The organism is Streptomyces sp. NPDC056161, assembly GCF_042268025.1.
In the GTDB taxonomy this organism is placed as follows: Bacteria; Actinomycetota; Actinomycetes; order Streptomycetales; family Streptomycetaceae; genus Streptomyces.
This window is the reverse complement of the sequence record NZ_JBHJUV010000026.1, coordinates 96275-119682: the sequence shown is the minus strand read 5'-3', so window position 1 is coordinate 119682 and position 23408 is coordinate 96275. Positions and strand designations below refer to the sequence as shown.

The following is a 23408-nucleotide window of genomic DNA, read 5'->3' as shown; positions in this document are numbered from 1 at the left end:
GAATCGTACGTCACATCTTTGCCATAGGTTTTTGCGACCGCTAAGAATGGCTGCCGTCGCTCAGCACCGCGGGTTCTTCGCCCGCGGTGTGCATGTGGAGAAGAACCGATTCCTCCGCAGAACGAGTGAGCGACCTCCCGCGCTATTCGAAGAGGTCCATCTGCCATGCCGAAGAACATCGTCATTCGCGGTCACGATCTTGCGCTGACCAAACAGCACAGGATCGCGATCGCCGGCGTCAGCGCCATCGGCGTCGCCGCCGTAGCCTTCACCGCGGTTTCTCCCAGTACGCAGACGGTCACCACCGCAGCCCCCGCTTCCGCCGCCCAGGTGGCGTACAGCAACAAGCCGATCCAGAACGTCAAGGGCAGCGTCACCGACCAGCTCGCCGGCCGGAACGCCAAGCTGGACTCCGCCGCCGCCCACCAGAAGGCCGACGCCGCCGCGCACCAGAAGGCCGACGCCGCGGCGAAGAAGGAAGCCGCCGAGCAGCACACCGCCCAGAACGCCGCGAGCCGGTCCGTCCAGCGCGTCCACGCCCAGCAGGTCTCCGTGCGGACCTACCGCAACAACCTCGACGGCTGGATCCGGCAGTCCCTCGACATCATGCGGGCCAAGGGCATCCCGGGCAGCTACTCCGGGCTGCACCGCAACATCATGCGGGAGTCCTCCGGCAACCCGAACGCCATCAACAACTGGGACATCAACGCCATCAACGGCGTCCCGTCGAAGGGGCTGCTCCAGGTCATCCCGCCGACCTTCAGCGCCTACCACGTCAAGGGCACGTCCTGGAACATCTACAACCCGGTCGCCAACATCACCGCCGCCGCCAACTACGCGGCCCACCGGTACGGTTCGATCGACAACGTCAACAGCGCGTACTGAGGTAGGCGCGGGCCTCAGTCGTGAAACGCCGGAGGGCGGCACCCGGAGACCGGGTGCCGCCCTCGGCCCGTTCCCGGGCCCACAGGCGCCTACTTGCGCATGACCTCCGGCTCGTGCCGCCGCAGGAAGCGGGACACGAAGAAGCCGCAGATCACGCCGAGGGCGATCAGCGCGGCCATGTCCATGCCCCAGGCACTGACCGTGTGGTCCCACAACGGATCGGTGTCCCCCGCCGTCGTGGGCGGGCTGATCCGGTTGAAGTCCAGCGTGGTCCCCGCTGCGGCGACGGCCCACCGCGACGGCATCAGATACGAGAACTCGTTGACGCCGACCGAGCCGTGCAGGATGAACAGACAGCCCGTGAAGACGACTTGGACGATCGCGAACATCACCAGCAGCGGCATGGTCTTCTCGGACGTCTTCACCAACGCGGAGATGATCAGGCCGAACATCATCGAACTGAAGCCCAGCGCCATGATCGGGAGCGACAGTTCGATCATCGTGGCACTGCCGAGCACCAGCCCCTGCCCGGGGATCACCCGGTTCACGAAGCCGATCACACCGATCATCAGGCCCTGCAGCAGGGTGATCGTCCCCAGCACGAACACCTTGGACATCAGGTACGCCGAGCGTGACAGGCCGGTCGCACGTTCCCGCTCGTAGATGACCCGTTCCTTGATCAGCTCACGGACGGAGTTCGCCGCGCCCGAGAAGCAGGCGCCCACCGCGAGGATCAACAGGACCGTGGTGGCGGTGCTGTTGGGGATCAGCTCGCCGTTCGGCGCGGGCGGGAACGGCAGCAGCCCCTTGCCCACGTCGATGAGCATGCTCACCGCGCCGAGGACGGCTGGCAGGATCACCATCAGCGCCAGGAAGCCCCGGTCGGAGGCGATCACGGAGACGTAGCGGCGCACCAGCGTGTCGAACTGTGACAGCCAGTCCTTGGGCTTCGACGCCTTCGTCCCCCGCACCGGCGGCACCTGGGCGTCCTGCGGCGCGACCGCGTCGATGTCCGCGGCGTAGATCTGGTAGTGCTCCGAACCCTTCCAGCGGCCGGCCCAGTCGTAGTCGCGGTAGTTCTCGAAGGAGGAGAAGACGTCGGCCCAGGTGTCGTAACCGAAGAAGTTCAGGGCCTCCTCGGGCGGCCCGAAGTAGGCCACGGCACCGCCCGGGGCCATCACCAGGAGCTTGTCGCACAGGGCCAGCTCGGCCACGGAGTGGGTGACGACGAGGATCGTCCGGCCGTCGTCGGCGAGACCGCGCAGCAACTGCATCACATCGCGGTCCATGCCCGGGTCCAGGCCGGAGGTCGGCTCGTCCAGGAAGATCAACGACGGCTTGGTGAGCAGTTCCAGGGCCACCGACACGCGCTTGCGCTGGCCGCCGGAGAGAGCGGTGACCTTCTTGTCCTTGTGGACGTCCAGCTTCAGCTCGCGCAGCACCTCGTCGATCCGGGCCTCGCGCTCGGCCGACGTGGTGTCGGCCGGAAAGCGCAGCTTGGCCGCGTACTTGAGGGCTTTGGCGACGTTCAGTTCCTTGTGCAGGATGTCGTCCTGCGGGACCAGACCGATGCGCTGGCGCAACTCGGCGAACTGCTTGTAGAGGTTGCGGTTGTCGTAGAGGACTTCGCCCTGGTTGGCGGGCCGGTAGCCGGTGAGCGCCTTGAGCAGGGTCGATTTTCCTGAGCCCGAGGGTCCGATGACCGCGACCAGGGACTTCTCCGGGACGCCGAAGGAGATGTCCTTGAGGATCTGCTTGCCCTTGTCGACCGTGACGGTCAGACGGCGCGCCGAGAAGGAGACCTCACCGGTGTCGACGAACTCTTCCAGGCGGTCGCCGACGACCCGGAAGGTGGAGTGGCCGACGCCGACGATGTCGTTCGGGCCGAGCAGCGCCGAACTGCCCTTGGCGATCGGCTGGCCGTTGAGGTACGTGCCGTTGTGCGAGCCGAGGTCGCGGATCTCCGTGCGGCCGTCGGGCGCCGCGTGGAACTCGGCGTGCCTGCGGGAGACCTGGAGGTCGCCGACTACCAGGTCGTTCTCCAGTGCGCGGCCGATGCGCATCACGCGGCCGAGCGCCAGCTGGTGGATCGTGGTGGGACGCTCCCCGTAGACCGGCGGCTCCCCCGCGCCGGCACCGGGGCGCTCGCCCTGCTGCCGCGGGATCGACGGCGGTCGGTCGGCCTGCTGCCGCTCCGGCGGGGGCGCCTGCCGCGCCCAGTCGGCCCCCACGCCCTGTGCCGCGTACGGCTGTTGGCCGGGCTGGGTGACCACGGCCGTGGCACCGGACAGGCTCAGCAGCGGCCCGTCGGCGGCGCTGCCGAGGTGCACGGCCGAGCCCGGACCGATCTCCGTCCGCTGGATCCGCCGGCCCTCCACGAAGGTGCCGTTGGTACTGCCGTGGTCATTGATGACCCAACTGTGGCCGGTGAAACCGACCGTCGCATGCCGCCAGGACACTCTGGCGTCGTCGAACACGATGTCCACCTGCGGATCGCGTCCGAGGGTGTAGCTCTTGGACGGGTCGAGCGTCCAGGTCCGTCCGTTTGTTTCCAGTACGAGTTCCGGCACTCCATGCCCCACTGAGTTGTCCCCCGCATGTCCCCACTTCACAGGGAGTCTAGGGTTGTCGAACAGCGTGGGGAACTATTTCAGGTTCGGCCCCTGACCGAAAGACGGGCCTTGTCACGAGCTCGTAGCAGTGCATCGATCTTTCGTTGACGGGTGTCGATGCCGCACTGGACAGTGGAGTTCCCATACGAGGGGCATGCGCGACCGCCGGCCGCGCAGCGGATCGGGAGTCTGCCATGAGCGCTGTCACGGAAGTCAGGACCGGGCCACCAGGCACAAAGGTGCCGTGGGGAAATGTCCTGCTGTCCGCGACAGTCGCCGTGAGCTGGGCATTGATCGGGATGGCGGGCACGGCCGCGCTCGGTCTGCATCTGCTGGGAGCGGACTCGGCCGGCTCGCTCGGCCCGATGACTGCGGCGGTTGTGGCACTCGGGGCCGGTGGTTCGGTCTCCCCGTCCGGAGATCTCTCTGCTTTCGGGCTGACGGGTGCTCAGGCGCACACGGCCGTCGAGATCACGCCACTGGGCGTGAGTCTGGTGGGCGCCCTCCTGCTGTCGTGGGTCTTCCTGCGGTCGCTGCGGTCGGCCGGAGCCGTGATCGCGCCGTCCGAACTCCTGGCGCGCGCGGGCGCGGTGGTCGTGGTGTTCGTGGCCCTGCTGGGCGCGCTCGCCTGGGCCGGGCACGACGTCGTCACGATCGACGGCGGTTCGCTCGGACTCGACAAACTGCCCGGCACCGGCGGGAGTGACGGGGGCGTCGGCATCCCTGGTCTCGGAGACCTCGGCGGCCTCGGGGACCTCGGCGGACTGCTGCCGGACAAGATAGGCGATCTGGTCGACGCAAAGGCGGCGGTCGGTTTCACGGTGGAAACGGCGCCCACCCTGCTCGGCGGGCTCGGCTGGGTCGTGGGCGTCCTGCTGATCGCGCTGCTCGCCACGCGCCGCGCCCCGCTGCCGCGTGGCTTCGATGCCGTGCACCGGGTGGTCAGGCCGGCTGTCTCGGCCCTGGCCGGTGTACTGGTCATGGCCGTCGTCGCGGGTCTCGCGGCGACGGTGTTCGCCGCGATCGGCGATGACCACCCCGGGCGCATCACGGGCGCGGCGCTGCTCGGCACGCCCAACGGGGTGTGGCTGGGCGTCCCGGTCGGGCTGTTCGTACCCTTCGACGGCAAGGCGACGGGCGCCCTGGCCTCGCTGCTGCCCGATCCGCTGGACCGGCTTCTCGGCGGGAGTCCCGACCAGCCCGTGACACTGTCGCGACTGGCCGACCTGGACGGCCGGGTGTGGCTGCTCGGGGTGGCGGCGGTCCTCATGATGCTGCTGGCCGGGGTGCTGACGGCGGTGCGTACGCCGGTGGGGACGCGGGGCGGCACCGGGGTCGTGGGAGGCGTTCGGGCAGGTAGCGGCGCACGGGGTGCGGGCGGTACGGGGGCTGTGGGCAGCGCTGCGACCGCGGGCGACGCGGAGAAGGCGGGCAGTGCGGGCGGCGCGGTTTCCCCGGGTGCGGCGGGTTCCGGCCCGCCCGGTCCGGGGGCGCTCGGATTCGCCGGACGCTGCGCGCTGCGGCTGGGGGTGACGACCGCGCTGGCGCTGCCCGTGCTCGCCTGGCTGGCGGATGTCTCCGTGGGCGGCTCGCTGTCGGTGTTGGGTTTCGACGCGTTCGGTGCCGGGATCGAGTTGCACGGACGGCTCGGCACGGCCCTGCTCCTGGGCGCCGTCTGGGGTGCGGGAGCGGGGGCGGCGGGTGCGCTGCTGGCGTGGGCGGTCGGTGCCGCCGGCCGGCGCGCGGCACCATTGGCTCTGGCTGCGGCACCGTCGGCTCCGGACGGCGGCTCGGACGGCGGCTCGGACGGCGGATGGCCGGTGTACGGGCCGCCCGGCGAGGGCACCGGGCCCTACACGCCTCGGACGCCCCACCGGCCGCCCAACCCCGATACCAACCCGTATCTCCAGGTGCCGGACGAACTGCGGGATCCCGGGATCACCGGGGCACGCCGGGCCGGTGGACCGGCCGGAACGGCGCAGGACGGCACCCGGCCCGTGAACGACCCCCTGTCCTCCGGCGGAGCGCGGCCCGTGGACGGATCCCGGCCGCCGGACGGGCCGCGGCCGCCCGACGACGTGTACGGTGCCGCCACCATGATCGGGCCGGTCGACCCGCCACCGCGTCCGGGCAGCCCGCCCGGGCAGCGTCCCGGACCGCGCGCGGGGAACCGGCCGGCGGGGGCACCCGACGGTGGTCCGCCGCCCCCGCCGCCCCCGCCACCGGCTCCCCCGAGGAGGCCGGGCAGCCGTGGCTGAGCCAGGCCGGCTCCAGGACGGGCACGGTGGGTGAAGACGACGACGCACGGCTGGGGCCGGTCCCCGCGCGGCGCGGTGGCCCGCGGTGCCGTGCTTTCTTCGGGCAGTCGTCCGTGTGGGTCGGTGCCCGCGCGGGCGGGGTGCCCGGGGCGGGCACCGGTCGACGGGACGGACGGATCCCTGGCGGCGGCACGCAGTGACGTGGACCTCGTGGCAGGGCGGAGCCGGGCTCGGTGACGTCGGCGTCCTGGCAGGGCGGGCCGCCGCCCGATGCTGTCGGCGCGGCGTGGGAGCGCGGGTGCCTGCGGCCCCGACGGGGTGGCGGCTGATGATGTCGTCGGGGCGTCCGAGCATTCCGAGCACGGGCGCCGCCGACAGCAGCGGGGGTGCCGCCACCGGAGAAGGCGGAGACGAGTGGGCCGGGACCGGGAGAGGCCAGGACCGGGAGAGGCCAGGAGCCCGGCGGCCGGCGCACGGCGACGGCGGGTCGGACCGCACAGCGGTGTCACCGCGACGGTGACGGTGACGGTGACGGGGTCGGTGGCTCAAGGCCACGGCGACGGTACTGGTCAGCCGTGTGGAGCGACCCTCAAGAGGATCAGGTGTGACCCGCCCGCAAGGCTTGCGACACCGACCCGACACCAACTGTTCCGTGTCCGCCAGCCGGACCTCAAGGGCAGCAGGCACGGAGTGCCGGATACGGTGGATGGACCATGAGCGCATCGCGAACTCCCGAGGTCCCCACCCTCCTCGTCAAGATCTTCGGCAAGGACCGGCCCGGTATCACGGCCGGCCTGTTCGACACCCTTGCCGCCTTCTGCGTCGACGTGGTCGACATCGAGCAGGTCGTCACTCGTGGCCGGCTCGTGCTCTGTGTGCTCGTGACCGAGCCGGACGCCGGGCTGGAGGGTGCCTTGCGGGCCACCGTGCACAGCTGGGCCGACTCGATGAAGATGCAGGCGGAGATACTCTCCGGGCACGGCGACAACCGGCCGCGCGGCCTCGGCCGCTCCCTGGTGACCGTGCTGGGCCATCCGCTCACCGCCGAGTCGACGGCCGCCGTCGCCGCCCGGATCGCGAAGACCGGCGGCAACATCGACCGGATCTTCCGGCTCGCCAAGTACCCGGTGACCGCGGTCGAGTTCGCGGTGTCCGGCGTGGAGACCGAGCCGCTGCGCACCACCCTGGTCTCGGACGCGGCGGTGCTCGGCGTCGACATCGCGGTCGTCGCCGCGGGCCTGCACCGGCGGGCCCAGCGGCTGGTCGTGATGGACGTCGACTCGACCCTCATCCAGGACGAGGTGATCGAACTCTTCGCCGCGCACGCCGGCTGCGAGGACCAGGTCGCCGAGGTGACGGCCGCCGCCATGCGTGGGGAACTGGACTTCGAGCAGTCACTGCACGCGCGGGTGGCACTGCTGGCGGGACTGGACGCCTCGGTGGTGTCCAAGGTGCGCAGCGAGGTGCGGCTGACGCCGGGCGCGCGGACCCTGATCCGCACGCTGAAGCGGCTCGGCTACCAAGTCGGCGTGGTGTCCGGCGGATTCACCCAGGTCACCGACGACCTCAAGGAACGGCTGGGGCTTGACTTCGCCCATGCCAACACCCTGGAGATCGTCGACGGGAAGCTGACCGGCCGGGTCATAGGTGACGTCGTCGACCGGGCGGGCAAGGCGCGGCTGCTGCGCCGGTTCGCCGCCGAGGCCGGTGTACCGCTCGCCCAGACGGTGGCGATCGGCGACGGCGCCAATGACCTGGACATGCTGAACGCGGCCGGTCTGGGCGTCGCCTTCAACGCCAAGCCGGTCGTCCGCGAGGCCGCGCACACCGCGGTGAACGTTCCCTTCCTGGACACGGTCCTGTATCTGCTGGGCATCACCCGCGAAGAGGTCGAGGCGGCGGACGCCCACGACGAGACCGACGCGGCGGGTCCGCACGACGAGAGCTGACCCCCCCGGACCGCGCTCCCCCACCCCACCACTACCCGACGGCGTGTCCGGCGGCGCTGTGGCCCCGGCGGGCCCGCCGGGTAGGGCGCGGCGCCATATCCGCCGGGTGGTGCGCGGCGCCATCCGGTCCTGTCGGGTCCGGACACCGTGGCGGCGCCGGACCCTGACTGCGTCGTCTCCCCGAGCGAATCCCCCGACGGAGTCCCCCGCCCGTGCCGGACCCCGGCCGGCCCCGACGAGGCCGACGGAGATCAGCCGGTCACTCGGAGGGCGCCCAGTAGTCCGCCAGCGCCGCCTTCCCCGGCTCCAGGCCCTTCCACGAGCAGTCGAAGGACAGTACGGCGAAGGCTGCGGCGGGGAAGCCACGGCGCTCCATCCGCTCATGGGCGTCGCCGTCGGCGGTACCGGACAGGATCTCGGCCAGGCCGTGCACACCCGGGTTGTGGCCGATCAGGATCAGGGTCCGGATGTCGTCCGGGACCTCGTTGAGCACGGCGATGATCTCGCCGGGCGACGCCTCGTAGAGCCGCTCCTCGTAGACGGTTTTCGGCCGGTGCGGAAGTTCCTGCACGGCGAGCTTCCAGGTCTCGCGGGTCCGGACCGCGGTGGAGCACAGGGCCAGATCGAAGGAGAGGCCGTTGTCGGCCAGTCTGCGCCCGGCGACTGCGGCGTCCATGCGGCCCCGCTCGGCGAGCGGCCGCTCGTGGTCGGTCACCTGTGGCCAGTCGGCTTTCGCATGCCGGAAGAGGACGATCCTACGGGGTTCTGCGACGCTCATGAGATCCAGCTTCGCATGAAACAAACCGTGCGGCGCAGGGAGTTGACCAGCGGCATCCGGGCCTGCGGGCGCCCGGCCTAGCGGGCCACCAGCTGCTGCACACGTTCTATGAGGTGGGTGACGCCCGGATCACCGGTGGCCGCCTGGGCGTCCGAGGGATTCAGGACCAGCACCAGCAGGACGACGAAACCGAGCGTGGGAAGGGCCAGCGCCCACCAGGGCAGCCGGATGCCGACGCCGGCCGTGGTCGCCGAGCGGGGCTGTGTGCGCGTACGGGCCGACATGATCGCCTCCGCTGGTCTCCGAGTGGTCGGTGACCGCCTGGCGCGGTCACATCTCGAAGGTAGGCAATCCGCGGGCACCAACCCATCCGGTGATCCACCTACTTCACCCTGACACTCACCCCCTAGGGGATGGGGGGCTTTCCCCACCCCCGGGCGGCCGGGATGTGATCAGGGGGACAGGAGGGTCGCGACGATGGCGATGAGCGCGAAGATGGCGAAGAACGAGCCGAAGACGATCAGCATCTTCTTCTGGCCGTTCTGAGGGTTCGGGTCGAGCACGGGCATGCCGCCCAGTCTCGCATCCTCGGGGCGCGTCCGGGCCGCCGGGGCACCCGGAGACCGCTCCGGGCGGGTCGCGGTGGGCTGCGGCCCCACTCGCGTCGAGAGGGCGCCGCATCCGGATCACGGGCATGCCGCATCCGGATCGAGAGCGAGCCGCGCCCGGACGACGTCCGCACGGGCCGGCGGACGAAGGAAGACGGAGGACGGCCCCTCGCCCGAGCCGCCCTCCGTCCCGTCCGCCCACTCCGCCTCGTCCGCCGACGCCGTCCGCTCCCCGTCCTGTCCGCCCGCTCCGCCCGCTCCGGCCGCTCCGGCCGCTCCGGCCGCCGACTCCGTCCGCTCTGCGGGAGGTGCTGGTGGATGCGTCAGCCGGCCGCCTCTTCCTCGACGGTCCGGTCGCGGCCCGCCAATACGCCCACCGCGATCTGCGGGATCATGAGACCGGCCATGAGGGCGATGGGCAGGCCCCAGCCGCCGCTGCTCTGGTAGAGCACCCCGACCAGCAGCGGCCCGGGGATCGATATCAGGTAGCCGGTGCTCTGTGCGAACGCGGAGAGCTGCGCGACGCCCGCGCCGGTCCTGGCCCGCATGCCGACCATGGTGAGGGCCAGCGGAAAGGAACAGTTGGAGATGCCGAGCAGCAGGGCCCAGGCCCAGGCGCCGCCGGCCGGGGCCAGGTACAGGCCCGCGTAGCCGGCCAGGCCGCAGATGCCGAGCGCGAGCACGATCGGCCCCTGGCTGGGCAGCCGGGCGGCCAGCCGCGGAATCACGAAGGCCAGCGGTACGCCCATGAACATCGTGACGGCGAGGAGCAGACCCGCGGTGCTCGCGGAGACACCCGCGTCGCGGAAGATCTGCGCCATCCAGCCCATGATGATGTAGGCGGCGGTGGCCTGGAGCCCGAAGAAGACGGCGAGCGCCCAGGCCGTGCGACTCCGGGCGATCCGCAGCTCGGGCGCCTGGTCCCGCCCGGCCACCGCGGGCTCGGGCGCCTGATGCCGCGCATCCGCCGCCGGCCCCGCTGCCCGGGACCGCTCGTCGGTCGCGGGCCCCGAGGCCCGGCCGGGGGCGGTCCGCCGGTCCCGGACCAGCGGCAGCCACGGCAGGATCGCCGCGGCGGCGAGCACCGCCCACACGCCGAGCCCGGCCCGCCAACTGCCGCCGAGCGCCTCGGTCATGGGCACGGTGACCGCCGCGGCCAGCGCGGTGCCGAGGGCGAGGGCCATCGAGTACAGCCCGGTCATGGAGCCCACCCGGTCCGGGAACCAGCGCTTGACGATGACCGGCATGAGGACGTTGCTGACCGCGATGCCCATCAGCGCCAGGGCGCTCGCGGCGAGGAACCCGGCGGTGCCCCCGGCGAACGGCCGTACGGCCAGGCCCGCGGTGATGGCGGCCATGCCGGCGCACACCACCGCACCCGGGCCGAAGCGGCGGGCGAGCCGGGGGGCCATGACGCCGAAGACGGCGAAGCAGAACGGCGGTACGGAGGTGAGCAGCCCGGCCACGCTGCCGCTCATGCCGAGGCTGTCGCGGACCTCCTCCAGGAGCGCACCGAGGCTGGTGATGGCCGGGCGGAGGTTGAGCGCGGCGAGGACGATGCCGACGACGACCAGGCGCATCGCCCACGCGCGCGTGCCGTCCGCCGGGGGTGCGGAGGTGGCGGCGTCCGCCCCGGGGCGGGTGCCGCCCGCGGCGGGCGGCGCGTCCGTCTGCCGCTTCGTCGTGTCCGTCGGCCGGGTTTCCTTGCTCACCATGAATCTCATCATAGAATGATGGGATGATTGGCTGTCCATTCCCGGGGCTCCGCCCCCCGGGCCCGGCGTGCGAAGGTGTGCCATGCCCCTGAGCCATCCCCGTCGCTCGGCGCTGTCCGAGCAGGTCATCGCCGAGCTGCGGAACCAGATCGCCTCCGGCGAGTGGCCGGTCGGCTCCCGCATCCCGACGGAACCGGAGCTGGTCGAGCAGCTCGGTGTCGCCCGCAACACGGTCCGTGAGGCCGTCCGCGCGCTCGCCCACAACGGCCTGCTGGACATCCGCCAGGGTTCCGGCACCTTCGTCGTGGCGACCAGCGAGCTGGCCGGCGTGATGCACCGGCGCTTCGCCGACGCCGATCCGCGGCACATCGCCGAGCTGCGTTCCACGCTGGAGTCGTCCGCGGCGAGACTGGCCGCCGAGCGGCGCACCGAGAAGGACCTGAAGCAGTTGGAGGCCATCCTCGTGCGGCGCGAGGAGATCTGGGAGTCGGGTGACCCGGAGGCGTTCGTGACCGCGGACGCCACCTTCCACCTGGCCGTGGTGGCGGCCTCGCACAACGACGTCATGACCGCCATGTACGCCGACCTGGGCGAGGTGCTGCGGGACTGGCTGCGCGCGGACGTGGGGACCGGTCTGACGCCGGAGACGTACATGGACCACGCCCGGCTGGTCGACGCGATCCGCGCGGGCGACGCGGAGACGGCCGGGGCGGAGGCCGCGAGCTATCCGTTCCTGTGCCGTCCGGGCCGGCTCAGCCCGCCGTCTCCCGGCTGAAGGACGGGGAACACCACCGCGGGCACCGGCTGACGGCCGACCGTGAGGTGCTCCGCCCGGCCGGGGCGGTCGGCCGGGGCGGTCGGCCGGGGCGGTCGGCCCGGGGCCCAACAGGCTGAACGGACTAACGGGCCGAACGAGCCGAACGGGCCGAACGGATGGATCCCGACCGGCGGGGGCCCGCATGCGATCCCGAACGGGCCGAGGCCCGTACCCCTGCGGGTACGGGCCTCGGTCCACGGCCGGACGGACGGGCAGACGGCCGGCGGCCGGACGGACGGGCACGCGGCCGGTGACCAGTCCTCGGTCAGACGGCCGGTAGCCAGTCCTCGGTCAGACGGCCGGTGGCCGGTCCGCGGTCAGGCGCCGATGGCGTGCAGACCGCCGTCGACGTGGATGATCTCGCCGGTGGTCTTCGGGAACCAGTCGCTCAGCAGAGCGACGATGCCCTTGCCGGCCGGCTCGGGGTCGGCCAGGTTCCACTCCAGCGGGGAGCGGTTGTCCCAGATGGAGGCCAGGCCGTCGAAGCCCGGAATGGACTTGGCGGCCATGGAGGCGAGCGGGCCCGCCGAGATCAGGTTGCAGCGGATGTTCTGCTTGCCCAGGTCACGCGCCATGTAGCGGTTGGTGGCCTCCAGGGCGGCCTTGGCCGGGCCCATCCAGTCGTACTGCGGCCAGGCGAACTGGGCGTCGAAGGTGAGGCCCACGACCGAGCCGCCGTTCTGCATCAGCGGCAGGCAGGCCATGGTGAGCGACTTCAGGGAGAACGCCGAGACGTGCATGGCCGTGGCGACCGACTCGAACGGGGTGTTCAGGAAGTTGCCGCCCATGGCGTCCTGCGGCGCGAAGCCGATGGAGTGCACGACACCGTCGAGGCCGCCCAGCTCCTCCCCGACGATGTCGGCCAGCCGGGCCAGGTGCTCGTCGTTGGTCACGTCCAGCTCGATGACCTTGGTGGGCTTGGGCAGCTTCTTGGCGATGCGCTCGGTCAGCGTCGGCCGCGGGAAGGCGGTCAGGATGATCTCCGCGCCCTGCTCCTGGGCCAGCTTGGCCGCGTGGAAGGCGATGGAGGACTCCAGCAGCACACCGGTGATCAGGACGCGCTTGCCGTCGAGGATTCCGCTCATGGTGATCAGTGACCCATTCCCAGTCCGCCGTCAACGGGGATGACGGCTCCAGTGATGTACGAGGCGTCGTCCGAGGCGAGGAACCGCACCGTCGCGGCGATCTCCTCCGGCTGCGCGTAGCGGGCGAGCGGCACCTGCGCGACGATGTCCGCGCGCTGCTCGTCGGTGAGCGCCCTGGTCATGTCGGTGTCCACGAAACCGGGCGTGACGACGTTGAAGGTGATGTTGCGCGAACCCAGCTCCCGGGCGAGGGAGCGGGCGAAGCCGACGAGCGCGGCCTTGGAGGCGGCGTAGTTCGCCTGGCCCGCGGAGCCGAGCAGCCCGACGACGGAGGAGATCAGCACGACGCGTCCCTTCCGGGCGCGCAGCATGGCACGGTTGGCACGCTTGACCACCCGGAAGGTACCGGTGAGGTTGGTGTCGATGACCGAGGTGAAGTCCTCCTCGGACATGCGCATCAGGAGCTGGTCCCGGGTGATGCCGGCGTTGGCGATCAGCACCTCGACCGGACCGTGCTCGGCCTCGATCTCCTTGTACGCCTGCTCCACCTGCTCGGGGTCGGTGATGTCGCACTTGACGGCGAGGAAGCCGGACGGCGGCTCACCCGAGCGGTAAGTGATCGCGACCTTGTCGCCTGCGTCGGCGAAGGCGCGGGCGATGGCGAGGCCGATGCCCCGGTTGCCTCCGGTGACGAGAACCGAGCGGCTCAACGGATCACCCTTTCATTTGCGGTCTGACACATCCGCCCGAACACCTGGATGACAGGCGGCTACGTCGAAAACCTATCGGGCCGGGCACGCCTTGGAGCGATCGGGCGCCCACAGTGGCTCGCGCGGGTCGCTGTCGGATCCCTACAGAAAGCCCGGCACGACGGGCCGGAACCCGTGGCCCGCGGGACCGGCGACGCGGAGCGAAACATGTGGTCCGCGGACCCCGTCGCGCGACATGATCGGACCCGACAGGCCACGACAGCAGGGAGACCTCCGTGCCTCATTCCATCGACGAAGCCTTCACGGCGCTTCCGCTACGGGCCCTGGCCGACGCCGCGCTGGCACGCGCGCGTGCGCTGGGGGCCGCGCACGCGGACTTCCGGTTCGAGCGGGTGCGCAGCGCGTCCTGGCGGCTGCGGGACGCCAAGCCCGCGGGCACGTCCGACACCACCGACCTGGGCTACGCGGTGCGGGTCGTGCACGGCGGCACCTGGGGCTTCGCCTCGGGGGTCGACCTGACCCCGGACGCCGTCGCCAAGGTCGCCGCACGGGCCGTCGCGATGGCGAAGCTCTCCGCCCAGGTGATCAGGGCCGCCGGGTCGGACGAGGTCGTCGAGCTGGCCGACGAGCCGGTGCACGCCGAGCGGACCTGGGTCTCGTCGTACGAGATCGACCCGTTCTCGGTGCCCGACGAGGAGAAGTCGGCGCTGCTGGCCGACTGGAGCGCGCGGCTGCTGGCGGCGGACGGTGTCAGCCATGTGGACGCCTCGCTGCTCACCGTGCACGAGAACAAGTTCTACGCCGACACGGCGGGGACCGTCACCACCCAGCAGCGGGTGCGGCTGCATCCGCAGCTGACCGCGGTGTCGGTCGACGAGGCCAGCGGCGAGTTCGACTCGATGCGCACCCTCGCGCCGCCGGTCGGCCGCGGCTGGGAGTACCTCACCGGGACCGGCTGGGACTGGGAGGGCGAGCTGGAGCGGATGCCCGGACTGCTCGCCGAGAAGATGCGCGCGCCGAGCGTCGAGGCGGGCCCGTACGACCTGGTCGTCGACCCGTCCAACCTGTGGCTGACCATCCACGAGTCCATCGGCCACGCCACCGAACTGGACCGGGCGCTCGGCTACGAGGCCGCCTACGCGGGCACCTCCTTCGCCACCTTCGACCAGCTGGGCAAGCTGAAGTACGGCTCCGAGCTGATGAACGTCACCGGTGACCGCACCGCCGAGCACGGCCTGGCCACCGTCGGGTACGACGACGAGGGCGTCGCGGCCCAGTCCTGGGACCTGGTCAAGGACGGCACGCTGGTCGGCTACCAGCTGGACCGGCGCATCGCGAAGCTGACCGGCTTCGAACGCTCCAACGGGTGCGCGTTCGCCGACTCCCCCGGGCATGTGCCCGTGCAGCGGATGGCCAATGTGTCGCTCCAGCCGGACCCGGCGGGGCTGTCCACGGAGGACCTGATCGGGGGCGTCGACCGCGGCATCTACGTCGTCGGCGACCGGTCCTGGTCCATCGACATGCAGCGCTACAACTTCCAGTTCACCGGACAGCGCTTCTTCCGGATCGAGAACGGGCGGATCACCGGTCAGCTGCGGGACGTCGCCTACCAGGCCACGACCACCGACTTCTGGGGTTCCATGGCGGCCGTCGGCGGCCCGCAGACCTATGTGCTGGGCGGCGCCTTCAACTGCGGCAAGGCGCAGCCGGGCCAGGTGGCCGCCGTGTCGCACGGGTGCCCCGCCGCCCTGTTCAAGGGTGTCAACATCCTCAACACGACGCAGGAGGCCGGCCGATGAGCGCCCGTACCAACAAGCCGCACGAGATCGTCGAGCAGGCTCTCGCGCTGTCCCGGGCCGACGGGTGCGTGGTGATCGCCGACGAGCACTCGACCGCCAATCTGCGCTGGGCGGGCAACGCGCTGACCACCAACGGCGTCACCCGGGGCCGTACGCTGACCGTCGTCGCGACCGTCGACGGCAAGGAGGGCACGGCCTCTGGGGTGGTCTCGCGTTCGGCCGTGACCGCCGAGGAGCTTCAACCGCTGGTCCGGGCCGCGGAGGCCGCCGCGCTCGGTGCCGGGCCGGCCGAGGACGCCCAGCCGCTGGTCACGGGCGTGCCGGAGGCCCCGGACTTCACCGACGCGCCCGTCGAGACCTCGTCGGCGGTGTTCGCGGACTTCGCCCCGGCGCTCGGCGAGGCGTTCGCACGCGCGCGTGCGGGCGGCCGGGAGCTGTACGGCTTCGCCAACCACGAGCTGGTCTCCACGTATCTGGGCACGTCCACGGGGCTGCGGCTGCGGCACGACCAGCCGACCGGCACCCTGGAGCTGAACGCCAAGTCGCCGGACCGTACGCGCTCGGCGTGGGCGGGCCGCTCCACGCGGGACTTCAAGGACGTCGACCCGGGCGCGCTCGACGCCGAGCTGGCCGTGCGCCTCGGCTGGGCCGAGCGGCGGGTGGAGCTGCCCGCGGGCCGGTACGAGACGCTGCTGCCGCCGACCGCGGTGGCGGACCTGCTGATCTACCAGCTGTGGTCGGCGTCGGGCCGGGACGCGGCCGAGGGCCGGACGGTCTTCTCCAAGCCGGGCGGCGGTACCCGCCTCGGCGAGAAACTCACCGAGTTGCCGCTGACCCTGCGCAGCGACCCGGACGAGCCCGGCCTGGAGAGCGCCCCGTTCGTCGTCGCGCACTCCTCCGGCGGCGATCAGTCGGTGTTCGACAACGGGCTGCCGGTGCGGGCCACGGAGTGGATCGGCGACGGCGCGGTGAAGCACCTGACGACCACCCGGCACAGTGCGGCCCTGACCGGGCTGCCGGTGGCCCCGGCGATCGGGAACCTGATCCTGGACGGCGGCGACGAGCGCTCGCTGGAGGAGATGGTCGCGGCCACCGGGCGGGGGCTGCTGCTGACCTGCCTCTGGTACATCCGCGAGGTCGATCCGGCGACGCTGCTGCTGACCGGGCTGACCCGGGACGGGGTGTACCTCGTGGAGAACGGCGAGGTGACCGGGCAGGTCAACAACTTCCGGTTCAACGAGTCGCCGGTGGATCTGCTGGGGCGGGCCACGGAGGCGGGGCGTACCGAGAAGACGCTGCCGCGCGAGTGGAGCGACTGGTTCACCCGGGCCGCGATGCCCGCGCTGCGCATCCCCGATTTCAATATGAGCTCGGTCAGCCAGGGCGTATAACCTCGTAGGCGTTCCCGGTCGGCCGTCGGCCGGCCGGCCGAGATCATCCGAGGAGACACGAGAACCGTGACGGACATCGTCGACGAGCTGAAGTGGCGCGGGCTGTTCGCCCTGTCCACCGACGAGGATGCTTTGCGCAAGGCGCTCGCGGACGGTCCCGTCACGTTCTATTGCGGTTTCGACCCGACCGCGCCGTCGCTGCACGTGGGGCATCTGGTGCAGGTGCTGACCGTGCGCCGGCTCCAGCAGGCCGGGCACCGGCCGCTGGCCCTGGTGGGCGGCGCGACGGGGCTGATCGGCGACCCGCGTCCGACCGCGGAGCGCACGCTGAACGACCCGGAGACGGTGTCCGGCTGGGTGCACCGGCTGCGCGGCCAGATCGAGCCGTTCCTCTCCTTCGAGGGGGAGAACGCGGCGGTCATGGTCAACAACCTGGACTGGACCGAGGGCCTGTCCGCGATCGAGTTCCTGCGGGACATCGGCAAGCACTTCCGGGTCAACAAGATGCTGACGAAGGACTCCGTGGCCCGGCGCCTGGAGTCCGACCAGGGCATCAGCTACACGGAGTTCAGCTACCAGATCCTCCAGGGCATGGACTTCCTCCAGCTCTACCGGAGGTACGGCTGCACGCTCCAGCAGGGCGGCAGCGACCAGTGGGGCAACCTCACGGCCGGTCTCGACCTGATCCACAAGCTGGAGCCGCACGCGGACGTGCACGCGCTGGCGACGCCGCTGATGACCAAGGCGGACGGCACGAAGTTCGGCAAGACCGAGGGCGGCGCCGTCTGGCTCGACCCGGAGATGACGTCGCCGTACGCGTTCTACCAGTTCTGGTTGAACGTGGACGACCGGGACATCTCCACCTACCTGCGGATCCTGTCCTTCAAGTCCCGTACGGAGCTTGAGGAGTTGGAGCGGCAGACCGAGGAGCGTCCGCAGGCTCGGGCGGCGCAGCGCGCGCTGGCCGAGGAGCTGACGACGCTGGTGCACGGCGCCGACCAGACGGCCGCGGTGATCGCCGCGTCCAGGGCGCTGTTCGGTCAGGGCGAGCTGGCTGAGCTGGACGAGCGGACGCTGACGGCCGCGCTGTCCGAGGTGCCGCACGTCCGGGTCGCCGAGCTGGGGCAGGTGACCGACCTGTTCGCGGAGGTCGGTCTGGTGCCGAGCAGGTCGGCCGCGCGCCGCACGGTCAAGGAGGGCGGCGCCTACGTGAACAACGTCAAGGTCACCGCCGAGGACGCCGTCCCCGCCGCGGCGGACCTGCTGCACGGCCGCTGGCTGGTGCTGCGCCGGGGCAAGAGGAACCTGGCGGCGGTCGAGGTCACGTCCGGCTGAGGATCCGGCCGGGACGAAGTCGCAGGGCGGCTCCTCGCCAGGGGCCGCCCTGCGTCCTGTCCACGGGCGCCGTCGGTCCTGTCCGCCGGCGCCCTCAGGCCCTTCGCTCCTGCTTCCTGCGCCCCCACACCGCCATGTACGCCATGTCCCCGAGGAAGACGATGATGATCGCGGCGATGAGCTGGAAGAGATGCCGGGTCCAGTCGACACCGGGGGTCGAGGCGACACCGGCGGCGCGCGCGACCGCGTTGCCCACGATGGCGCCGAGGATGCCGAAGATGGTGGTCAGCCAGAGGGGACTGTGCTGCTTGCCCGGGATGACCGCCTTGGCGATGATGCCGAGCACGAATCCCACGATGATCGCCCACAACCAGCCCATGGTCGCCTCCTCGTCCGGCCCGACGTGAGCACTAGGCCCAGTTTCCGGCGGCCCGCCGTACGGCGCATGTCGGGCAAGGCCATGCGGTACGGGCGCGGGTGCGGCACACCTGTGCGCCCCGTGCGCCCCGTGCGCCCCGTGCGCCCTGTGCGCCACGTGCTCCGTCGCCGCCCGGGGCGGACGCCGCCCCGGTCTCGTGGGCGGAACAGGCGCGGCGTAACGTGGAGGCTGTCCTGGCCCGGTGTGCCCATCGGGTGCGGGCCTGGTACGGGCCGGGAGAATCCCGAGGCGGGCGGACGGTGAGCAGTGATGCGGAAGCAGCGCGGTGACGGCAACGTCCAGGTGTTCCGGATCACCGGCGCCCGGACGGGCCTGGCCGAGGACGTGCGCGGCCGGCAGCGCCGGTATGTCATCTCCATGTCCGTCCGGACCGTCGCGGTGATCCTGGCCGCCTCGCTCTGGAACGTCGAACGGCACGTCGCGATCGTGGCGTTGGTGCTCGGGGCGATCCTCCCCTACGTCGCGGTGGTGATCGCCAACGCGGGCCGGGAGCGGCCGCCGTCGCTCCCGTCGACCTTCGTGACCACGCCCCTGCGGCCGACGCTCACGCCGCCGCGGTCGGCGCCGCCCGCGGCGGACGGCCCCGCGGGGTCCGGTCCTGAGCACGCCGGGGCCGATCCGGCGAGCGGGGTGGGTGGTGAGCGGCCCGGCCCCGTGTGAGCTGGGCGGACGCACGGTGTGTGAGCTGGGCGGATGCACAGTCCGGCGGTACGAGGACCGGTCGTACAAAAGGCGACGCCGAGCAGCCACGGGGGGAGCTGCCCGGCGTCGGTCTTTCGCTCCGACGGGGGATGCGGAGCGCGTAGGAAGTATGTCACGGGTGGGCGGCGGCCCGGCACCGGAACGACATTTTGATCTGAGCTTTTCTTGAGCCGGCTGTGGACCGGGGCCCCGCCGCCGTCCCGGCCGCCCCGCTCGCACCACGACATCACCGAGCGGCGCTTACCACACTCCCATCGAAAACTCAAGCCAAAGCTCAAGAAAAGCTCAGATCAATCATGCAGTTCCAGTGCCGGGCAGCGGGGCACTCGCACCATACTGCCAACGCGCTCCGCACCCCGCAGGAGCGGCGGACCGGCAACGGTCGGCTCCCCCAGTCACGCGCCAGGAGGCCCCTCATGCTCGCGATCTGGCAGAACGTCAGGTTTGCCACGGCGTTCGTGGTGTTCGTGCCTCTGGCCTTCGTCTGCCTGACGCTGCTCGTCATCGGGCTGGCGGTGCTGGTCCTGCCCCGGTCACGGCATCCCAGTGCGTTCCGCGCCATGGGGATTCTCCGGCAGGTGGTCGAGGTGCTGGTGTCCGGGCGGCAGCCGGCGCTGCGTTCCTGACGTGCGGATTCGGTTAGGGTCAGGGACGTGAACGCGAATGTCCCCGGCACCGAACCGGCTTCTCCGCGCTGTTCTGCCAAGGGCTGTCCCGCCGACGCCGTGTGGGTGCTCGCGTGGAACAACCCCAAGATCCACACGCCGGAGCGGCGGAAGACATGGCTCGCCTGTGAGGAACACCGGGAGCACCTGTCCCAGTTCCTCGGCGTTCGGGGGTTCCTGAAGGACGTGGTGCGGCTGGAGGCGTGGCAGGAGCAGTCGGGGGGCTGAGGGCGGGGCTCGTGCGCCGGCTGTCGCCGACCGCCCCACGCGCGGAGCCGAATGCCGGTACGGCTCGACGCCCGTCCGACGCTCGCGCCCGTGCGGAGCCGTACTCAGCCTCCGATCGCGGACATCGGCCTGTCCGGCTGGATGAAGTCCGGGTCGTCCAGTCCCGCTCCCGCCTTCTTGCCCCACATCGCGAGCCGCCAGATGCGGGCGATCTCCTCGTCGGGCGCACCCGAGCGCAGCGCGCCGCGCAGATCGGTCTCCTCCCGGGCGAACAGGCAGGTGCGTATCTGCCCGTCCGCGGTCAGCCTGGTGCGGTCGCAGGCCGCGCAGAACGGGCGGGTGACGGAAGCGATGACACCGACCCGCTGCGGGCCGCCGTCGACCAGCCAGCGTTCGGCGGGGGCCGAGCCGCGCTCCTCGGCGCCCTCCGGGGTCAAGTCGAAGCGGGTGCGCAGGGTGGCCAGGATGTCCGCGGCCGTGACCATGCCCTCGCGTTTCCAGCCGTGCTGGGCGTCCAGGGGCATCTGCTCGATGAAACGCAGTTCGTAGCCGTGGTCCAGCGCCCAGGCGAGGAGGTCCGGGGCCTCGTCCTCGTTCAGGCCCGGCATCAGGACCGTGTTGACCTTGACCGGGGTGAGACCCGCGGCGCGGGCGGCGTCGAGGCCGTCCAGGACGTCCTGGTGGCGGTCGCGGCGGGTGAGGGCCTTGAAGACGTCCGGGCGGAGCGTGTCGAGGGAGACGTTGACCCGGTCCAGGCCGGCCGTCTTCAGGGCCGCCGCCGTGCGCCGCAGGCCGATGCCGTTGGTGGTGAGGGAGGTCCGGGGGCGCGGTTCGAGGGCCGCTACGCGCTCGACGATGCCGGGCAGACCGGGGCGCAGCAGGGGCTCGCCGCCGGTGAAGCGGACCTCGTCGACGCCGAGGGAGGTGACCGCGACGCCGACCAGGCGGACGATCTCGTCGTCGGTGAGCAGGTCGGGCTTGGCCAGCCACTGCAGGCCCTCCTCGGGCATGCAGTAGGTGCAGCGGAGATTGCACCGGTCGGTCAGCGAGACCCGCACGTCGGTGGCGACTCGGCCGTAGGTGTCGATGAGCACGTGGGCCCCCTCCCTCGTCCCGGACAGTCTTATTCCGTCACCTGCGAGCCTACGTGACACCGCTGACATCGGCCGGAGGCGGATCGCACGAGACACCGCGGGACAACACGGGGCCGCGTCGTGGATCCCCACGACGCGGCCGTCCGTACGGGTGGGTCAGTGCGCTCCGGTGCCGGTCAGGGACCGTACCTCCAGCTCGGCGTACTTCCCGGCGTCCGGTGCCTCCTTCGACAGGAGGGTGCCGACGGCGCCCAGCAGGAAGCCGACCGGAATGGAGACGATGCCGGGGTTCTCCAGCGGGAACCAGTCGAAGTCGGCACCGGGGAACATCGAGGTCTCCTTGCCGGAGACCACCGGCGAGAACAGCACCAGGCCGACCGCGGTGACGAGGCCGCCGTAGATCGACCACAGCGCGCCGGCGGTGGTGAACCGCTTCCAGAACAGGCTGTAGAGGATCGTCGGCAGGTTGGCGGAGGCGGCGACCGCGAAGGCCAGGGCCACCAGACCGGCGACGTTCAGGTCGCGGGCGAGGGCGCCCAGGACGATGGAGACGGCTCCGATGCCGACCGTGGCCCAGCGTGCCGCGCCCAGCTCCTGCTTCTCGGTGGCCTGCCCCCTCTTGATGACGTTGGCGTAGATGTCGTGGGCGAAGGAGGAGGACGAGGCCAGGGTCAGACCGGCGACGACCGCGAGGATGGTGGCGAAGGCGACCGCGGAGATCGTGGCGAGCAGGATCGCGCCCCAGCTGGAGTCCACTCCGCCGAGGTGGAGGGCGAGCAGGGGCGCGGCGGTGTTGCCCGCCTTGTTGGAGGCGATGATCTCGTCCGGTTTGATCAGCGCGGCGGCGCCGAAGCCGAGGGCGAGGGTCATCAGGTAGAAGACGCCGATCAGGCCGATCGCCCAGATCACCGACTTACGGGCGGCCTTCGCGGTGGGCACCGTGTAGAAGCGGATCAGGATGTGCGGCAGGCCCGCGGTGCCAAGGACCAGGGCGATGCCGAGCGAGATGAAGTCCAGCTTGGTGGTGCCCGTCGCGCCGTACTTGAGGCCGGGTTCCAGGAAGGCGGAGCCCTTGCCGCTGTTGCTCGCGGCCGAGCCCAGCAGGTCGGAGACGTTGAAGTGGAACTTCAGCAGGACCAGGAAGGTCAGCAGCAGGGCGCCCAGGATGAGCAGCACGGCCTTGACCATCTGCACCCAGGTGGTGCCCTTCATGCCGCCGATGGTGACGTACACGATCATCAGGACGCCGACCAGGGCGACGATGCCGATCTTGCCGCCGTCGCTGGTGATGCCGAGCAGCAGGGAGACCAGGACGCCCGCGCCGGCCATCTGGGCGAGCAGGTAGAAGATCGACACGACGATCGTGGAGGTGCCAGCCGCGGTGCGGACGGGGCGTTGGCGCATCCGGTAGGCGAGCACGTCGCCCATGGTGTAGCGGCCCGAGTTGCGCAGCGGCTCGGCGACCAGGAGCAGCGCGACCAGCCAGGCGACCAGGAAGCCGATGGAGTACAGGAAGCCGTCGTAGCCGAAGAGGGCGATGGCGCCCGCGATGCCGAGGAAGGACGCGGCGGACATGTAGTCACCGGAGACGGCGAGGCCGTTCTGGAAGCCGGTGAACTGCCGTCCGCCCGCGTAGAAGTCGCTGGCGTCCTTGGTCTGCCGGCCCGCCCAGACGGTGATGACGAGGGTCGCGGCGACGAACACCGCGAACAGGGTGATGATCAGCGTCCGGTGCTCGCTCGCCTCGCCCGCGGCGAGGGTGATCGCGGGGCTCATGCGCCGTCCTCCATCCGGGTCTTGATGGCCTCGGCCTTGGGGTCGAGCTTGGTGGCGGCGTGCCGCGCGTACCACCAGGCGATGAGGAACGTGGTGAGGAACTGGGCGAGGCCGAGGACGAGGGCCACGTTGATGTTGCCGGCCACCTTGGTGCCCATGAAGCCGCCCGCGTAGTTGGACAGCAGCACGTACAGCAGGTACCAGGCGATGAAGGCCACGGTCAGCGGGAAGGCGAAGGAGCGGTAGGAGTCGCGCAGTTCGCCGAACTCCGCGCTCTCCTGCACCGCGACGAACTCCTCGGTGGAGGGGAGTCGGTGATGGGGTTCAGAGTGGGGCGGTGTCTCGGTAGCCACGGAGTCTCCTCTGGTCGCGGACGGATCGGGGAAGGGGCTCGATCGTGCTGGTGCTCCCTGTCGAAGGTCCACGGCGCCACGCGAGGACAGGTTCAAGTCCTATGAGTTCTTTCTGAAGTCGTCTCCCCAAGTCATTGCTGGCCAGCGAGGCAGGGAGATAGTTTCGACCCGCACCACCCGTCATGTACCTGCCCGAACGGCACCTGTGT

At 71.2% G+C, this 23408-nt stretch carries 21 protein-coding genes; 10 read left to right on the top strand and 11 right to left on the bottom strand.

From position 1 onward, the window contains the following. Positions 1-165 precede the first annotated feature (165 nt). Positions 166-885, top strand: a complete 720-nt coding sequence (locus tag ACFC09_RS24390) for a transglycosylase SLT domain-containing protein (RefSeq protein WP_376531894.1) — start codon at positions 166-168, stop codon at positions 883-885. An 89-nt stretch (positions 886-974) separates the two neighbouring features. On the opposite strand, the gene ACFC09_RS24385 is transcribed toward ACFC09_RS24390, so the two are convergent. Then, positions 975-3455, bottom strand: a complete 2481-nt coding sequence (locus tag ACFC09_RS24385; RefSeq protein WP_376531892.1) for an FHA domain-containing protein — start codon at positions 3453-3455, stop codon at positions 975-977. A gap of 236 nt (positions 3456-3691) precedes the next feature. On the opposite strand from ACFC09_RS24385, the gene ACFC09_RS24380 reads away from it, so the two are divergent. Next, positions 3692-5755 carry a streptophobe family protein gene (locus ACFC09_RS24380; protein WP_376531890.1) on the top strand — a complete coding sequence of 688 codons (2064 nt, stop codon included), beginning with the start codon at positions 3692-3694 and terminating at the stop codon, positions 5753-5755. A 713-nt stretch (positions 5756-6468) separates the two neighbouring features. Continuing rightward, positions 6469-7704 carry a phosphoserine phosphatase SerB gene (gene serB, locus ACFC09_RS24375; protein WP_376531888.1) on the top strand — a complete coding sequence of 412 codons (1236 nt, stop codon included), beginning with the start codon at positions 6469-6471 and terminating at the stop codon, positions 7702-7704. Between the two features lie 259 nt (positions 7705-7963). On the opposite strand, the gene ACFC09_RS24370 is transcribed toward serB, so the two are convergent. From ACFC09_RS24370 to ACFC09_RS24355, 4 genes are all read right to left on the bottom strand, one after another. Then, positions 7964-8482 carry a histidine phosphatase family protein gene (locus ACFC09_RS24370; RefSeq protein WP_376531886.1) on the bottom strand — a complete coding sequence of 173 codons (519 nt, stop codon included), beginning with the start codon at positions 8480-8482 and terminating at the stop codon, positions 7964-7966. Between the two features lie 77 nt (positions 8483-8559). Next, complete coding sequence (locus ACFC09_RS24365; protein ID WP_376531884.1) at positions 8560-8766, bottom strand: hypothetical protein; 207 nt, start codon at positions 8764-8766, stop codon at positions 8560-8562. 168 nt (positions 8767-8934) lie between these two features. Continuing rightward, positions 8935-9051: an SGM_5486 family transporter-associated protein gene (locus ACFC09_RS24360; protein WP_376531882.1), complete on the bottom strand. Its 117-nt coding sequence runs from the start codon at positions 9049-9051 to the stop codon at positions 8935-8937. Between the two features lie 362 nt (positions 9052-9413). Further along, a complete protein-coding gene (locus ACFC09_RS24355) occupies positions 9414-10805 on the bottom strand; it encodes a CynX/NimT family MFS transporter (RefSeq protein ID WP_376531880.1) in 1392 nt (463 codons plus the stop codon). 82 nt (positions 10806-10887) lie between these two features. On the opposite strand from ACFC09_RS24355, the gene ACFC09_RS24350 reads away from it, so the two are divergent. Continuing rightward, positions 10888-11580 (top strand): FadR/GntR family transcriptional regulator, encoded by a 693-nt coding sequence (locus ACFC09_RS24350; protein ID WP_376531878.1) that lies wholly within the window; start codon positions 10888-10890, stop codon positions 11578-11580. A gap of 359 nt (positions 11581-11939) precedes the next feature. On the opposite strand, the gene fabI is transcribed toward ACFC09_RS24350, so the two are convergent. Together fabI and fabG are read right to left on the bottom strand one after the other, a co-directional pair. Beyond that, positions 11940-12707 (bottom strand): enoyl-ACP reductase FabI, encoded by a 768-nt coding sequence (fabI, locus tag ACFC09_RS24345; RefSeq protein WP_376531876.1) that lies wholly within the window; start codon positions 12705-12707, stop codon positions 11940-11942. 5 nt (positions 12708-12712) lie between these two features. Next, the gene (gene fabG, locus ACFC09_RS24340; protein WP_376531874.1) at positions 12713-13417 is read right to left on the bottom strand and encodes a 3-oxoacyl-[acyl-carrier-protein] reductase; all 705 of its coding nucleotides are present in this window, start codon (positions 13415-13417) and stop codon (positions 12713-12715) included. A gap of 275 nt (positions 13418-13692) precedes the next feature. On the opposite strand from fabG, the gene ACFC09_RS24335 reads away from it, so the two are divergent. The 3 genes from ACFC09_RS24335 (at position 13693) to tyrS (ending at position 17942) form a co-directional block, all read left to right on the top strand. Further along, positions 13693-15216: a TldD/PmbA family protein gene (locus ACFC09_RS24335; protein WP_376531872.1), complete on the top strand. Its 1524-nt coding sequence runs from the start codon at positions 13693-13695 to the stop codon at positions 15214-15216. Further along, positions 15213-16607, top strand: a complete 1395-nt coding sequence (locus tag ACFC09_RS24330) for a metallopeptidase TldD-related protein (RefSeq protein ID WP_376531870.1) — start codon at positions 15213-15215, stop codon at positions 16605-16607. Before ACFC09_RS24335 ends, ACFC09_RS24330 begins: the two co-directional genes overlap by 4 nt. A gap of 66 nt (positions 16608-16673) precedes the next feature. Continuing rightward, entirely contained in the window at positions 16674-17942 is a 1269-nt protein-coding gene (gene tyrS, locus ACFC09_RS24325) for a tyrosine--tRNA ligase (RefSeq protein WP_376531868.1), read from the top strand. Between the two features lie 94 nt (positions 17943-18036). Here tyrS and ACFC09_RS24320 read toward each other — a convergent pair whose 3' ends face one another. Beyond that, positions 18037-18321, bottom strand: a complete 285-nt coding sequence (locus tag ACFC09_RS24320; protein ID WP_376531866.1) for a GlsB/YeaQ/YmgE family stress response membrane protein — start codon at positions 18319-18321, stop codon at positions 18037-18039. 309 nt (positions 18322-18630) lie between these two features. On the opposite strand from ACFC09_RS24320, the gene ACFC09_RS24315 reads away from it, so the two are divergent. From ACFC09_RS24315 to ACFC09_RS24305, 3 genes are all read left to right on the top strand, one after another. After that, on the top strand, positions 18631-19041 hold the full coding sequence (locus ACFC09_RS24315; protein WP_376531864.1) for a DUF3099 domain-containing protein: 411 nt from the start codon (positions 18631-18633) through the stop codon (positions 19039-19041). Between the two features lie 458 nt (positions 19042-19499). After that, positions 19500-19709, top strand: coding sequence for a hypothetical protein (locus tag ACFC09_RS24310; protein ID WP_376531862.1), 210 nt, complete (start codon positions 19500-19502; stop codon positions 19707-19709). Positions 19710-19736: 27 nt separating this feature from the next. Then, a complete protein-coding gene (locus ACFC09_RS24305) occupies positions 19737-19976 on the top strand; it encodes a hypothetical protein (RefSeq protein ID WP_376531860.1) in 240 nt (79 codons plus the stop codon). Between the two features lie 104 nt (positions 19977-20080). Here ACFC09_RS24305 and moaA read toward each other — a convergent pair whose 3' ends face one another. The 3 genes from moaA to ACFC09_RS24290 all read right to left on the bottom strand — a co-directional run bounded on the left by moaA (position 20081) and on the right by ACFC09_RS24290 (position 23199). Further along, the gene (moaA, locus tag ACFC09_RS24300) at positions 20081-21070 is read right to left on the bottom strand and encodes a GTP 3',8-cyclase MoaA (RefSeq protein WP_376531858.1); all 990 of its coding nucleotides are present in this window, start codon (positions 21068-21070) and stop codon (positions 20081-20083) included. 156 nt (positions 21071-21226) lie between these two features. Continuing rightward, a complete protein-coding gene (locus tag ACFC09_RS24295; protein ID WP_376531856.1) occupies positions 21227-22846 on the bottom strand; it encodes a cation acetate symporter in 1620 nt (539 codons plus the stop codon). Continuing rightward, the gene (locus ACFC09_RS24290; RefSeq protein ID WP_376531854.1) at positions 22843-23199 is read right to left on the bottom strand and encodes a DUF485 domain-containing protein; all 357 of its coding nucleotides are present in this window, start codon (positions 23197-23199) and stop codon (positions 22843-22845) included. The genes ACFC09_RS24295 and ACFC09_RS24290 overlap by 4 nt, the downstream gene beginning before the upstream one ends. Between the last annotated feature and the right edge of the window lie 209 nt (positions 23200-23408).